This is a genomic window from Agromyces sp. Soil535, assembly GCF_001428255.1.
GTDB lineage: Bacteria > Actinomycetota > Actinomycetes > Actinomycetales > Microbacteriaceae > Agromyces.
Genome location: NZ_LMRW01000003.1, coordinates 18,584 through 32,706 on the forward strand (window position 1 = coordinate 18,584; position 14,123 = coordinate 32,706).

Genomic DNA, 14,123 nt, shown 5'->3' on the forward strand with positions numbered 1-14,123 from the left:
CCGGGACGACACGGCTTCGGATGCGGCATCCGGGCGTAGCGTGGTGGCAGGCCCGCGAAGACCGCGGGGTGACCGACGGAGGTCGACGTGCGCTTCGCCGACTCGATGCTGCTGCTGCTCCTCGGATGCGTCGTGGCCGTCGTCGCGGTGTGCCTGGCCGTCTTCGCGTGGCTCGGCGTGCAGCAGCTGCGTGCGGAGGCGCAGGGCGAGGCGCTGAGCATCGCCCGCACGGTGGCCGAGAACCCCGACGTGCGCGCAGCCGTCGCCGCGTACTCCGCCGCCCCGGCCGCGCCGACGGGCGCCGAGCTCCGCGGTGGGCCGATGGCGGTGTCGGCCGCCGCCGTGGAGTCGCGCACGGGCGCGCTCTTCGTGGTCCTCACCGACGACCGCGGCATCCGCCTCGCGCATCCCGACCCCGACCGCATCGGCGAGCGCGTCAGCACGCCCTTCGCTGCGGCGCTCCGCGGCGAGGAGACCGTGTCGTGGGAGCGCGGGACGCTCGGCGAGTCCGCCCGTGCGAAGGTGCCGATCTTCGCACCGGGCACCGAGCGTCCGGTGGGCGAGGTCAGCGTCGGGTTCGCGCCGGCGAGCGTGTTCGACGACCTTCCCACGCTGCTGGCCGGCGTGGCCCTCGCTGCCGTCGCCGCCCTGTCGATCGGCATCCTCGCCGCCGCACTCCTGCGGCGGCGGCTGGAGCGACTCACCCTCGGCCTGCAGCCCGAGGAGCTCACCGCCCTCGTGCAGCAGCAGGCAGCGGTGCTCGACGGCGTGGGTGACGGCGTCGTCGGGATCACGCCCGACGGCGTCATCCGCGTCTGCAACACCGCGGCCGAGCGGATGCTCGGGGTCGCCGATCCGGTCGGCGAACGGATCTCGGCCCTGGGCCTGTCGCCCGAGCTCACCGCCGCGCTCGACGCCTCCGCGCCGCCACCCGAGCCGTCGGCGGCGTTCTCGTCGGGCGAGCGGATCCTCTACGTCGACCGCCGCTGGGTTCGCCGTCACGGTCGGGACCTCGGGGTCGTCGCGGTGCTGCGCGACCGCACCGACCTGATGACGCTGTCGCAACGCCTCGACGCCGTCGGCTCCATGGCGAATGCCCTTCGTGCGCAACGGCACGAGTTCGCCAATCGCGTGCACGTGGCGGCGGGCCTCATCGATGCGGGCAGGATCGCGGACGCGCGGTCGTTCCTCGACGAGCTCCGCAGTCGTGGTCCGATCGCCGCTCCCGGAGGACACGTCGAGCGGCTCGACGAGCCGCTGCTGCAGGCGATCGTCGGCGCGAAGGCGATCGAGGCCGCCGAGCGCGGCGTGCAGGTCGTGGTTGCGGAGGGCACGTTCGTCCGGGGCCGCCTGGCGGCTCCCGAGGACGTGGGCGCTGTACTGGGGAACCTCATCGACAACGCAGTGCGCGCCGCGCTCGCGGGCGATCGCGAGCCCAGGCGGGTCGAGATCGAGCTGCTCGACGACGACGATGTGCTGGCGATCACCGTCGCCGACTCTGGTGCGGGCGTGGCCGAGCCGGGCCGGCTGTTCTCCGGTGGCGAGGCGGCTCCGTCCGGCGGCGAGCCGGTCGACGCGGTGCACGGCCACGGCATCGGGCTGCCGCTCAGCCGCGACCTCGCGCGACGACGCGGCGGCGACGTCTGGCTGGCCGATCCAGGCGGCACCTCCAGCGGCGCGACCTTCTGCGCACGACTGCCGGGTGTGATGTCACCGATGGAGGAACCATGAGCGATCCACTGCGCGTGCTCATCATCGACGACGACTTCCGCGTGGCAGGGCTGCACCGTGAGATCGTCGCCGGGCGGGCAGGCGTCGAGACGCTGGAGCCCGTGCACACGGCCGCGGCGGCGCGCGCCGCGGCGCGCGATCACGCCCCCGATCTCCTGCTCGCCGACGTGTACCTCCCCGACGGCGACGGCATCGGCCTCGTGCGGGAGCTCGACGTCGACGCGTTCGTCATCACGGCGGCGACGGATTCCGCCACGGTGCGCCGCGCGATGCGTGCCGGCGCGCACGGCTACCTCATCAAGCCGTTCCCGCCGGCGCAGCTCGCCGAGCGCGTCGACGCGTTCGTGCGGTATCGCAACCTGCTCCGCCGCGACCAGCCGGTCGAGCAGGAGACGGTCGATCGGGCCATCCGCATCCTGCACGGGAGTGCGTCGCCCTCCGCGATGCGCTCACCGACCGAGGAGCTCCTGCTCGACCAGCTCGCCGACACGGAGTGCTCCGCGGCGGAGGCCGCCCAGCGCGCAGGCATCTCCCGCGCGACCGCGCAGCGCCACCTCGCCGCCCTCGTCGAGCGGGGCCTCGTCGAGGTGTCCCTCCGCTACGGCACGACGGGGCGTCCCGAGCATCGGTACCGGCGCCGCGGCGGACCCGCTCCGGTCGAGTGAGGCGAGGCCCCAGGGAAGAACCCCGGGGCCTCGGCCGTCACGGCTTCGCGGCGTTCGCTGCGAGGATGCGCTGCGCCTCGGTCTCGGCGGTCGCGGGCGCGACGCCGTCGGCCGACACCGTGACCCGCACGCTCAGCAGCTTGCCGGCGTCGCTCGTGACGGGCGTGTAGATCGCCCCGGTGGCGCCGTCGATCTCCTCGCCGTTGGTGAGCCACTGCCAGGAGATGTCGCCATCGCTCGGGTCGAGCGTGCCCGTCGCCGACGCCGGCGTGCCGACGCGCGGACGGTCGGCGAGTTCGAGCCCGTCGATCACCACGTGCCGCCGGATCGTCACCGCGTACTCGGCCTTCGCAGTGGCATCCGCCGACGTCACGACGATCTTGGCGACGCCTCCGTTCTCCGTCGACGGCTGGGTGACCCGAACCGTCGCCGCCGAGTCCACCGCGATCGCGTCGACCACCGGCAGGCGGCCGCCGTCGACGTCGACCTCGTAGTCGTGGCGCGCCGGGTCGAATCCGTCGATCGTCTCGCCGTCGAGCCGGAGCACCGCGAGGTCGGCCACGGCGGCCGGCGACGCCATCGCCTCGAACACCCCGACCTCCGACACGATGAGGTGCGTGTTCGGGTAGGCGTTCATGATCACCCGCACTCCGGTCGCCGTCACCGGGGCGAACTCGGCCACGACCGTCGGCGCGGTGCCGTCGGCGGGCGAGGCCACGGGCTGCGCGGTCTCCCAGCCCGGCGCCGCGACCCAGGCGCCGTCGGTGCCGCGCACCTGCACCTGCATGGTCTGCGCCCAGCTGGTGGTGCCGTCGCGGTAGAACTGCACCGACACCTTCTCCACCTGGTGCGGCACCGCGTACAGGTACGTCAGCGTGCTCTGCGCCGGCTTGTTCGTCGACACCCAGTTCGACCAGCCCTTGTCGCCCTGCACGCCGTTGCGGGTGCGGTCGACCGGGTAGCCCGACTCGGTCGAGCTCGCCGACGCGGTCGTGCCGGCGTCGGGGTTGAAGTTGCGCAGGGTCCCCTCCGTCACGAGCACCGCGAGCTGAGCGGGCAGTTCGGCGCCGTCGGCGGATGCCGCGCCGGGCACCTGCACGACGCCGACCTCGTCGAACGCGGCATCCGTGATGCCCGACCAGTCCCAGGTCACGGGTACGTCGAACGCGTTCTCCGAGGCGCCGAGGCGAGCCGGCACGACGATCGGCGCGGCCGACTGCACCCCGCCGAGCGAGGCGCCGACGGCCACGGTGACCGACACGGGGTCGGTCGCGGTGAGCCCGCCGACGTCGACGAGGGCGGTCACGGCGACGGCCTGCCCGAACACGTCGGTCGCCGAGCCCGGCACCTCGACGCGCCCCGTCTGCGCCCACGAGGTGTCGTCCGGCAGCTGCCACGCGACAGGCACCGGCACGCCCGCGCCCCACGTGTAACGCGGCACGATCGTCTCGGGGAGCACGGGGCTGACGCCCGCCTGCGTACGGGCCGCGATGGTCTGGCCGTCGAGCAGCGCGAGGTCGCGCGGATCCCACGACTGGTTCGCGCCGCCGTTCGATCCGTAGACGCCGACGGTCGCGCCGTCCGCGGTCGACTGGCCGCCCACGTCGAGCGAGAGCCCGAGTGCCTCGTTCACGAGCGTGTACGCGCGGCCGTCGGTGGTGCTCACGATCCAGCGCGTGGCCGGGTCGCCGGCTGCGGCGTCGACGCCCACCGAGCGCAGGTCGGTGCCGGCGCTCGTCGCGCCGAGCACGCGGCCGTCGGATGCCTCGAGCACCGCGCGCTCGGTGGCCTCGCGGTTGCCCGCCGCCACCTCATGCACGGTCCACGTCTGCGGAGCGGCGGCCGCGGCATCCGTGCCCAGGGTCGTGATCTTCGTTGCGGCACCCGTGCCGCTCGCGGTGAGCGCCTTGCCGCTCTGCGAGCCGACGAGCTGGTAACGGTGGCCGTCGCGCAGGGCGGGGGCGTCGGCTGCGACGCCCGAGACGCCGTCGATGACGAACGTGGTCACGGACTTCGCCGGCACCGTGAGGGTGGCGGTGCGCGCCTCGCGGTCGATCGCCACCGGCGTCCCCGTGACGAGCGCGTTCGCGGTCGGGGCATCCGCCGAGTCGGCCTGGGTCGTGACGACCGGAGTGACCGTCGCGCCCTCGGCGATGTCGCCGAAGTTCGAGAGGTCGAGCGTGACCTGCCGCTCGGATGCCGCGGTGTTGCGGTGCACGATGGACGCCCCCGTGCCGTCCGCACGCACGGCCGCCGTGCTCGACCCGTCGTCGACCGCCATCAGGTGGTCGCCCTCGTGGATGGACTTCGTGAAGTTGCGGATCGTGTTGAACTTCGAGTTGACCTGGACGCCGCACTCCTCGACGGCGGTGGAGTCGTCGCCCGCGTCCTCGACGCGACGCTCGGACTTCCACACGGTGCCGCCCGCCTCCTCGTAGGGCTTGCAGTCGAGGTCGATGAAGATCGAGCCCCAGTTCAGGTTCTCGCCTTGCGGCTCCATGTTGTAGAGGTCCTCGACGGGCTGCCAGAGCACCCACGCATTCGGCTCCAGCTCGCGCAGGTCGTCCATGATGCGCCCGGCGATGCCGAGGCCGTTCTCGATGTTCACCGGATTGAACCCGCTGACCCAGTTGCCCTCGATCTCGCTCATCCACAGGTCGGTGTCGGCCTGCTTGGCGAGGTCGCGCACGATGAGCCGACCCGAGGTGCTGTAGGTGTGCACGTTCATGCGGTCGACCTTGTCGCGCGTCGCGGCCGGATAGCCGGCCCAGTTCGTCGCGAAGCGGCTCGGGTTGGTCTCGTCCATGGCCGAGAGTCCGGCGTCGGTCGTCGTCGCGGGGTCGTCGAGCTCGGCGCGTACGTCGTCGATGAGCGACACCTGCCGGGCCGCGCCCATGTGCATGCCCTCCTGGCGGCCGCCGACGGGTGTGCCGTTCACCAGCGTGGTGCCCCAGTAGCCGGTGTTCGGCTCGTTGAACGGGTCGATGGTGTCGACGTCGATGCCGTACTGGTCCTCGAGGTGCTCGGTCACGCGCACGAGGTACGTCGCGAACTGCGCCTCGGCGGCGGGCTTGAGCTGCTCGGCCGACGAGTTGAAGCCACCCGAGACGTAGCCGCTCTCGGTCATGAAGTAAGGGGCGGAGTTGGCGAAGGTCTCCCAGTGCGTGATCTGCGCGTCGGCGGCGAGGCGCTCGACCCACCAGCGCTGGGTCTCGTCGGCCGACCAGTCGTACGACGCAGGGTCGTCGGCGTCCCATTCGGCGAGCAGCGCATTCCGGTCGGCGTAGTTCGTCGCGACCCCGCCGTAGGTGCCGGCGTCGCCGTCGGGGTTCGCCGCCCACCAGCCCTCGACCGTTCCGCCGGGACGCAGGTAGTCCTGCACGTCCGAGGCGTTGCCGCCGCCGATGTTGTAGCGCGCGATGTTGAGGTCGAGGCCGTTCTCCCCGAACACGGCCTGGTAGAGCTCCTCGCGAAGCTCCTCGGGGTAGCCGCCGGTCGCGTTCGCGAACCAGACGAGGCTCGTGCCCCAGCCCTCGAACGCCTCGCCCTGGTAGGCGGGGTTCGGCGTGATGGTGAGGCCGTCCGCCGCGGACGCCGGGGCCGCCGCGCCGATCGGCGCCGCCAGGAGCGCACCGCCCGCGAGCACTCCGCCCGTCAGCAGTGCCGTGACCCGCGTGAGCCGTCTGAACCGTCTGCCGTGCATCGTCATTGACGTCGTCCTCTTTCGCCGTTGAGAGATCGTTTCGGTCAGGCGGGCATGTTGACGTCAACACGCCCCGCATAGACCTTACATGTTGACGTCAACATTGGGAAGAGGGAGCCGCCGCGACCGGCGGAACGAGGCATCAGGCGCGCCGTGCCGCGGCCCGCGCCCTTGTCGCCTCCCGCGCACACCTGCCCGCACCTTGTGGCCTCCTGCGCACACCTCCCCGCCCCGTCTGCAGGAACTTTCACGCGACATGCCGTCGCACCACCCTGTTTCGGATGCCGCCACGGCGTGTCTTCCTGCATTCGACCCGGAACGAGGCACCGGGCGCGGGCGCGCGACGTGCCGCAGCGCGCACCTCGTCGCCGCCTGCGCACACCTCCCCGCCCCGTCTGCAGGAACTTTCACGCGACATGCCGTCGCACCACCCTGTTTCGGATGCCGCCACGGCGTGTCTTCCTACATTCGACCGGGGAACGAGGCAACGGGGGGCGCGCGACCTGCCCGCGGCATCCGTCACCGGCCGGCTCGTCCTGTATTGGGTCCGGGAACGAGGCAACGGGCGCGGGCGCAACCTGCCCGCGGCATCCGTCACCCGCCGGCAGCGACCGGGACCCCCGCGGGCCGAGGCTCCGCGCCGAGCTGCCGCATCATGGTGGCGTCGTCGCGCACCGCCCAGTGCTCGGCGCCTCGATCTCCGACCATGCGGAGGATGTGCACCTGCTTGTAGGAGAACGGACGCCCGGTCGCCGAGAGCCCGAAGAAGTCGCCGGTGTGCCGGCCGCTGTGGGTGCAGTACACGACGACGGTGTCGCCCTCGGTCACGGTGCGATGGATGGTCCATCGCTGGTCGGAGAACGCGCGTGCGAGCGCGTGCATGTAGAACAGCACCCCGCCTGGCCCCGGTGGCGTGCCCTCGGGTGATTCGTGATTGACGAAGTCGTCGGTCACGGCGGCTCGCATGGCCGCTTCGTCGTCGGCCGGGAAGATCTCCTCGAGCACCCGGCGCGCCGCCGCGGTGATGTCTTCGGTCTCGGTGACGGGGATTGGAGCGTTGGTGGTCATGATGTCCCTCCTCAGGGCTGGGAGGTGGGCGTGTCGGCGCTCATCTCAAATTCATGACAGTATCATTCTACTTAATGTCAGAGACCGCAAGACCCACCCGTCGATACGACGCGACCAACCGCCGCCGCAAGGCCGAGACCACGAAGGCGCGGATCATCGAGTGCGCGCAGCGGATGTTCCTCGAGCACGGGTACGTCGACGCGACGATTCCCCGCATCGCCGCCGGCGCCGGCGTCGCCGTCGAGACGGTCTACCGCGCAGCGGACGGGAAGGCCGGGCTGCTCGCGACCGCCGTGCAGGCGGCGCTCGCCGGGGGCGTGGAACGTGCGCAGGTCCCGGTCACGGAGCGCCCCGGCATCCGACGGGTCATCGAGGCGGATTCGCCGCACGCTCGCCTCGTCGCCTACGCCGCCACGCAGCCCGGCGTGTGGTCGCGGGTCGGGCCGCTGCTGCGGGTGCTCGCCGACGCGGGCGACAGCGACGCCTCGCTCGTCGCGCTCCGGGAGGAGCTCGACGCCCAGCGGCTCGTCGGGCTCCGGGGGCTCGCGGGACTGCTGCTCGAGCGCGGCGACCTCGCACCCGGCCTCACGGTGGATCGCGCCGCCGACCTGATCTGGACGATCTGCGCGCAGGCCAATTACGACGCGCTTGTCACCTCGCGCGGCTGGTCGCACAACGAGTACCGGACGTGGCTGGTGACGATGCTCGAGGCGGCGCTGCATGCACCCACCCGCCGCTGACCGTGCCCGTGGGATGGGTTCGCGCAATGGGATGACGGCCTCGCCGCGTCGCTAACGTGGACGCGTGGAGCCGCATCGCCTCGATCGCGCACAGGCGCGACGCATCGCCATCCGTGCCCAGCTGCTCGACGCGCACCGCCCGACTGACCTGGTCGCTGCGGTGCGGCACCTCACGTTCCTGCAGATCGACCCGACCGCGGCGATCGCGCCGAGCGCCGATCTCGTGGCCTGGAGCCGGCTCGGGCCGGCCTACGCGCCAGCCGATCTCGTGCGCGCCCTCGAGGAGGACCGCACGCTCATCGAGCTCAACGCGCTCATCCGGCCGATGGAGGACCTCAGCCTCTACCGCGCCGACATGGCGAACTCACCCGAGTATCCGCGCTCACGCAAGTGGCTTCGCGACAACGACTCCTTCCGCCGCGACGTGCTCGATCGACTGCGCGAGGCTGGTCCCGTCACGTCCCGCGACATCCCCGACACGAGCGTCGTGCCGTGGGCATCGTCGGGCTGGACCGGCAATCGCAACGTCACGCAGATGCTCGAGTACCTGGGGCTGCGGGGCGAGGTGGCCATCGTCGCGCGTCGCAGGCGCGAGCGCGTGTGGGACCTCGCCGAACGCGTCTTCCCCGCCGACCTCGTCACGGTGCCGGCCGACGAGGCCCGCCGTATCCGTGATGAACGTCGTCTCCGGTCGCTCGGCATCGCGCGCGCGAAGACCCCGGTGATGCCGATGGAGCCGGCGGATGTCGGCGCCGCCGGCGAACCCGCCGTGGTCGAGGGCGTCGCCGGCGAGTGGCGCGTCGACCCGTCGCTGCTCGGACAGCCGTTCGAAGGCCGCACCGCGCTGCTCTCACCGTTCGACCGGCTCGTGCACAATCGCACGCGCGCCGTGGAGCTGTTCGATTACGACTACACGCTCGAGATGTACAAGCCCGCCGCGAAGCGCCGCTGGGGCTACTTCGCGCTGCCGATCCTGCACGGCGACCGGCTGGTCGGCAAGCTCGATGCGGCGGCCGACCGGAAGGGCGGCGTGCTGGCCGTGCACGCGATCCACGAGGACGTGCCGTTCACGCAGCAGGTGCGCCGCGATGTCGACCACGAGGTGGAGCAACTCGGGTCGTGGCTGGGCCTCGAGGTGCGTCGCTGACCCGCCCTCAGGCAGGGGCGATCGTGCGGATGCCGTACGCGTTCGCGGCGTCCGCGAGCCGCTCGTCGTACACCACGATGCCGTCGAGGTCATCGCCCAGTTCGAGTGCGACCGCCAGGTGGAGCGCGTCGAGTGCGCGCAGGACCGGCGGATCGAGACGAGCCGCCGCCTCGAAGGTCTCGGTCGAGAGGGTCAGCACGACCATCGCCTCGAGCACTTCGTGAGCGACGACCGCCCGGTCGGGCGCCGTCCGGCGCACCGCACGCAGGAGCTCGGTGCGTGCGAGGTCGGATGTCACGGGTTCGCGCCCCGGCGCAAGGAGCCACTGGCGCAGCGCCGACGATTCCGCCTCGGCGACGACGAGTTTCACGAGCGCCGAGGTGTCGAGGTAGTGCGCCACCTCAGTAGCGCTCGCCGTCGCGAGCCTCGTGCAGCTCGTCGCTGAGCGCGGCTTCCCCGTGTGGGGACACCGAAGGGAGCGGGAGGTCGACGAGCTCACGCCGGGGTGCCCGCGCCCGCCCGGCTGCGAGCAGGCTCGCGAGTCGGCCGGCGGGAAGCGGCGAGAGCTGCGCGACCGGGCGCCCGCGATCGGTGATGGTCACGATGCGCCCCTCGGCGACCGATGCCACGACCGCTGAGGCGTTCTGCTTCAACGCGCGAATTCCGACCTCACTCATGTTCTACATTGTAGCACCAGTGGTTCCGCGCCTGACGCGGCGCCCACCCGACCGCCCACGGGCGGGGGTCCGTGGCCGGCTCGACCACGGACCCCCACCTGCCGCTCGGCGACCCGGTTTCCTACCCGGCGTTCGTCACCGTCACCTTCAGCGGCTTCGTCTCGGTCTGGCCCTTCGAGTTCACGAGGACGCCGACGTACTGGTACACGCCGTTCTGCAGCCCCGAGATATGGACCGATGCGCTCTGCGGGTTCGGGCTCGATGGCGTGAGCCACTGCGTCGCCACGAGCACGCCGTTCTCGTAGAGCTTGAACAGCGAGCCGTTCTCGCCCCTCTTGAGGCTCATGTCGACCGTGAAGTCACCGTCCTTCGGGCCGTTGCTCGCCGACAGCACCGCCTTGCCGGGCACTGCGACGGCGCCGTCGTCCGGAACCTCCGGCAGCGTCACCACCGCAGAGGTGTCGGAGCGCGCACCTTCGCCGACGGCGTTGACCGCCGCGACCCGGTACGCGTGGCTGGTCGCGAGGGCGAGCCCCTCGACGGTGCAGTCGGTGACGGATGCCGCGACGTCGCAGACCGGCACCGTTCCGCCGTTCTCGTACACCCGGTAGCCGGTGAGGGCGCTGCCGCCGTCATCGGCCGGCGCCGCCCAGTGCACGGCGATCGAGGTCGCCGTGGCCTTGGCGGCGGTCGGGGCATCCGGCGCCGTCGGCGCCGTCGCGGTGAACGGGGTCACGGAGATCCAGTCCAGGTTCGGCGCGAGCTTCGAACGGAGCAGCACGTCGGGGAACGTCTGCGAGATGTAGGTCTCGCCGTCGAAGTTCGGCAGCTCGCTCGAGGCGATCTCGATGGTGTTCGATCCCGCCGCGAGCTCCACCGGCACGCTGAGCTCCCAGAAGTTGTTCTGGTGGAACGAGTGCGGGAACCACACCCGAGTCGTCTCGCCGTTGATGGCGACCTCGGCGTGACGGGCGAGCGGGTCGGGGTTGTAGTGCGACGCGGGCGACTGCTCCTCGTTGGAGTAGCGGAACGTCAGCGCGTACGTGCCGTCCTTCGCGACCTGGACGTCGTCGAACGTCAGGGTGTTCCCGTTGCCGGGTTCACCGCCGACGCCGGTGACGGCCGCGCCACCCGATGCCAGCGACCGCGGGCTGACCTGGGCCGTGCCGGCGAGCACGCCGTCCTCCGCCTCGTAGCGCTGCGTCGTGAGCACGCCGTCGGACGTGCCGACGCCGACGCGGTCGATGAGCGCGGTTCCATCGACACCCGTGAGGACGATCTTGTTGACGCCGCCCGACAGGAACACCGGCACCTGCGTCGTCGCCGCGACATCCGTCACGTCCACGCCGTTGACCGCCAGTGACGCCGTGCCGCCACCGAGGCTCTGCACCTCGAGCGTGGCCGGAGCGTCGTCGTGCGAGTACACCCAGAGCGTCGCCGTGTCGCCGTCGCCCAGAGCCACCGCGCCGGAACCGGATGCCCCGTCGTGGTCGTAACTCGGCACGGTGCCGCTCAGGTCGGCGTACTCCGCCTCGTAGATCGGCGCCGAGGCCGGGTTGGCCAGCGACAGGTCGATCTTGTCGATGATGGCGTCGCCCTTGGTGGCGCCGACGCCGTCGAGGCTCTGGGCCGCGAGGCTGATCGTGTGCGCGCCAGCGGTGAGGTCCACCGTGGTGTCGGTGTGATCCCAGACCACCCACTTGTACCCGAGGGTCAGGAACAGCTCCTGCTCGGCTCCGCCGTCGACCCTGAGGAAGACGTTCGTCGGCCCCTGCTCGGCGTTGGTCGCGAACGTGTTGAGGGAGCTCGCGAACACGGAGAGGTCGTAGGTGCCGTCCTGTGGAACGGTGATCGGGAAGTCGAGCACCGTGTCGGAGCCGGTGCGAAGGCCGCCCACGTTGTACTGACCCGACGTGTAGAACCTGCTCACGTTCGACGGAGTGCCCTCCGGGCCGTTCCTGAAGTAGACGGAGCCCGAGTGCGTGGCGTTCTCCGCCTCGGAGGTGGCGGACCAGAGCTTGGTCGCGACCGACGGCGAGGTGGAGTGCCCGCCCGGCGTGAGGATGATCTCGTACGCCGAGCTCTCCTTCAGCTGCGGCAGCGACGAGCCGAATCCGAAGTCGACGGTCCCGCCCTCGACCGCGATGTCGGCCTCGGCGATGACCTCGGGCTCCGCGGAGTCACCGAGCTGACCGGTCCACGGGATCTCCCTGACGAGCGCGTGCGCGGTCGAGCCGAAGACGCTCTCTGGCACGTTCGTCACGGCGAGGGACGCGTTGCCGGTCGATCCGCCGATGATCACCCGGCTCTGCCGCTTGTCCTCGTCGAGCGTGGCGACGCCCTGCAGGGTGTAGCTCGTGTTCGGCGACGGCGGGGTCACCGACACGGTGTGCCCCGACATCTGGGCGTAGGCGTTCAGCAGCCACCACTGGCCGTTGCCACGGTTGGCCTGCACCGCGGAGTCGCTGAGGTTGCCGTCGATGTTCCAGTAGGCGATGTCGGCGTCGATCTTCGACTCCTCGATGGCCGAGATCCACTGGATCATCTGGCCGGGCACCGAGGTGTGGTAGTTGAACGCGTACTCGTTGACGTTGATCGGCAGCGACTCGCCCTCGAACGCGGTCCCGGCGAAGACCTCGGCCTCCCAGCCGCGGTACTTCGCGACGCTCGAGCGCACCTGTGCCGGATTGCTGAGCTCGTGCCACGTGATGACGTCGGGCACGGTGTTCGCGGCGACGGCATGCTGCAGGAATCCCTTCACCTGCGTGTAGAGCACGCTCGTGTTCGGACCTGCGATGCGGGCCGACGGGAGCTTGCCCTTGATGAGGTCGTAGGCGCTGTCCCACGCGGCGAAGTACTGCGTCGGGTCGCTGAGCCAGCTCACGCCGTTGAGGCTCCAGGTGCCGGTTCCGAACATGTTGCCCTCGGGCTCGTTGAACGGCACGAAGACGATGTTGTCCTGGTACTCCGCCGGCAGCTCGAGCACCTGGTCGACCTGCTTCGCGAGCTTGTCGGAGTAGATCGCAAGCTTCTCCTCGGGGGTCGATCCCTCCCACTCGTACGGGAAGCCGCGGTGGATGTCGGTCATGTAGATGTAGACGTCGCCGTCGGTCGCGTCGGCGAGCGGCTTCACCACCTCGAGCGCGTCGGCACCGGGGTGCTGCGGCCCGTCCTGGGCCTTCGTCGAGACGGTGCGCAGGTCGATGCCCTCGAGCAGGTTGTCCGAGGGGATGTCCTCGCCGTAGACGCCGTAGAGGGTTCCGGATGCCCCGCCGTGGAACGCTCCCGTGTCACTGCCGAGGTCGACCGTGATCTCGTTCGGGACGTACACGGTGACCGTCGCGGTGACCGTCTGACCGGCCGCGACGCCGTTCACGACGAAGGTGCCGCGCTGCGCGTAGGCCGACGGGTCGACGGCATCCCACACGACGGGTGCCGGGCGGTCGTAGCCGTCGGTGAAGTGGGCGAGCGTCGTCGCCGGCAGTGCGGGCGCGGTGCCGACCGCGGTGCGCACCTCGAGGGAGTCGTCGGCGACTCCCGTGACCGTCGGAACCGATGCCACCAGTCCCGCGACCTGCTCCGGCGTGAGCGCGAGGTCGTAGACGGCGAAGTCATCGACCGCGCCGGCGAAGTACGGGTCGGGGTAGAAGGAACGACCGATGTAGCCAGAGCGCGTGGTCGTGGTGAGCAGGCTCGAGGCGGTGATGGGAGTGGTCACCGAGCCGATCGCGACGCCGTCGAGATAGGTCGCCAGGCGGTCGGCGGTGGTGTCGAGGGTGACCGTGAGGGTCTTCCAGGCGCCACCGGGAAGCACGGCCGATCCCGTGACGATGTTCTCGGCGGAGCCGCCGCCGTTCGTCGTGATCGCGGAGCGCAGGAAGCCGTCGCCGTTGCGCGGGGTGCTGAAGAGGTAGCGGGTCGTGTTGGTGCCGAGCGCGTACATCCACTGCCAGGCGGCGTTCGACGACGTCCAGTTCACCCGGGTGGAGACCGTCAGGTCCGTGCGGTCCTGCAGGATGGACGCCGGCAGGTCGACGTAGGCGACCGCTGCATTGGATGCGCCGCCAGGGAGCCCGAGCGCCCTGGTGCCGTCGGTGCCTTCGACCGAGGTCGCGGTCGCGGGGTTCACCAGCGTAGCGTTCCGGTTGTTCCCTGAGCTGTCGACCACCACGCTGCTTCCGGCGGCGTCGTCGAACGCGTAGTGCACCACCTGGTGTCCGTCTGGGATGTCGGATGCCGCGGCCGTCGCCGGCGCCGCGCCCAGCGCGAGCCCCGAGCCGATGACCGCGATCGTCACCCCCATTCCCATGGCCGCGCGCCGCACGGCGCCGCTTCGTCGACTGGAAGGGTTCATGGTCTGCCTCCTCGCATCCCGCTTCGGGCCGATCGACG

Annotated in this window: 9 protein-coding genes; 4 read left to right on the top strand and 5 right to left on the bottom strand. The window is 71.2% G+C overall.

Annotated features, from left to right (window positions below; genetic code table 11):
* The first annotated feature begins 87 nt into the window (after window positions 1–87).
* Window positions 88–1,731, top strand: a complete 1,644-nt coding sequence (locus ASG80_RS04350; protein ID WP_369816211.1) for an ATP-binding protein — start codon at window positions 88–90, stop codon at window positions 1,729–1,731.
* Window positions 1,728–2,396 (top strand): response regulator, encoded by a 669-nt coding sequence (locus ASG80_RS04355; RefSeq protein ID WP_056728912.1) that lies wholly within the window; start codon window positions 1,728–1,730, stop codon window positions 2,394–2,396. Before ASG80_RS04350 ends, ASG80_RS04355 begins: the two co-directional genes overlap by 4 nt.
* A 37-nt stretch (window positions 2,397–2,433) precedes the next feature.
* On the opposite strand, the gene ASG80_RS04360 is transcribed toward ASG80_RS04355, so the two are convergent.
* Both ASG80_RS04360 and ASG80_RS04365 read right to left on the bottom strand, forming a co-directional pair.
* Entirely contained in the window at window positions 2,434–6,105 is a 3,672-nt protein-coding gene (locus tag ASG80_RS04360; protein WP_056728914.1) for an RICIN domain-containing protein, read from the bottom strand.
* Between the two features lie 588 nt (window positions 6,106–6,693).
* Complete coding sequence (locus ASG80_RS04365; protein ID WP_056728916.1) at window positions 6,694–7,167, bottom strand: ester cyclase; 474 nt, start codon at window positions 7,165–7,167, stop codon at window positions 6,694–6,696.
* 74 nt (window positions 7,168–7,241) lie between these two features.
* Here ASG80_RS04365 and ASG80_RS04370 point away from each other — a divergent pair, with 74 nt between their 5' ends.
* Together ASG80_RS04370 and ASG80_RS04375 are read left to right on the top strand one after the other, a co-directional pair.
* Entirely contained in the window at window positions 7,242–7,907 is a 666-nt protein-coding gene (locus ASG80_RS04370; RefSeq protein ID WP_056728918.1) for a TetR/AcrR family transcriptional regulator, read from the top strand.
* 64 nt (window positions 7,908–7,971) lie between these two features.
* Entirely contained in the window at window positions 7,972–9,054 is a 1,083-nt protein-coding gene (locus ASG80_RS04375; RefSeq protein ID WP_056728920.1) for a DNA glycosylase AlkZ-like family protein, read from the top strand.
* A 7-nt stretch (window positions 9,055–9,061) separates the two neighbouring features.
* Here ASG80_RS04375 and ASG80_RS04380 read toward each other — a convergent pair whose 3' ends face one another.
* From ASG80_RS04380 to ASG80_RS04390, 3 genes are all read right to left on the bottom strand, one after another.
* Window positions 9,062–9,454, bottom strand: a complete 393-nt coding sequence (locus ASG80_RS04380) for a type II toxin-antitoxin system VapC family toxin (RefSeq protein ID WP_056728922.1) — start codon at window positions 9,452–9,454, stop codon at window positions 9,062–9,064.
* A 1-nt stretch (window position 9,455) separates the two neighbouring features.
* Window positions 9,456–9,731 (bottom strand): type II toxin-antitoxin system Phd/YefM family antitoxin, encoded by a 276-nt coding sequence (locus ASG80_RS04385; protein WP_056728925.1) that lies wholly within the window; start codon window positions 9,729–9,731, stop codon window positions 9,456–9,458.
* A 121-nt stretch (window positions 9,732–9,852) separates the two neighbouring features.
* Entirely contained in the window at window positions 9,853–14,085 is a 4,233-nt protein-coding gene (locus ASG80_RS04390) for a LamG-like jellyroll fold domain-containing protein (RefSeq protein ID WP_156401641.1), read from the bottom strand.
* Between the last annotated feature and the right edge of the window lie 38 nt (window positions 14,086–14,123).

Bases quoted from the DNA above. Each gene is read 5' to 3' on its own strand.
- ASG80_RS04355 (WP_056728912.1), top strand. From the start codon at position 1,728: ATGAGCGATCCACTGCGCGTGCTCATCATCGACGACGACTTCCGCGTG.
- ASG80_RS04360 (WP_056728914.1), bottom strand. From the start codon at position 6,105: ATGACGATGCACGGCAGACGGTTCAGACGGCTCACGCGGGTCACGGCA.
- ASG80_RS04365 (WP_056728916.1), bottom strand. From the start codon at position 7,167: ATGACCACCAACGCTCCAATCCCCGTCACCGAGACCGAAGACATCACC.
- ASG80_RS04370 (WP_056728918.1), top strand. From the start codon at position 7,242: ATGTCAGAGACCGCAAGACCCACCCGTCGATACGACGCGACCAACCGC.
- ASG80_RS04385 (WP_056728925.1), bottom strand. From the start codon at position 9,731: ATGAGTGAGGTCGGAATTCGCGCGTTGAAGCAGAACGCCTCAGCGGTC.
- ASG80_RS04390 (WP_156401641.1), bottom strand. From the start codon at position 14,085: ATGAACCCTTCCAGTCGACGAAGCGGCGCCGTGCGGCGCGCGGCCATG.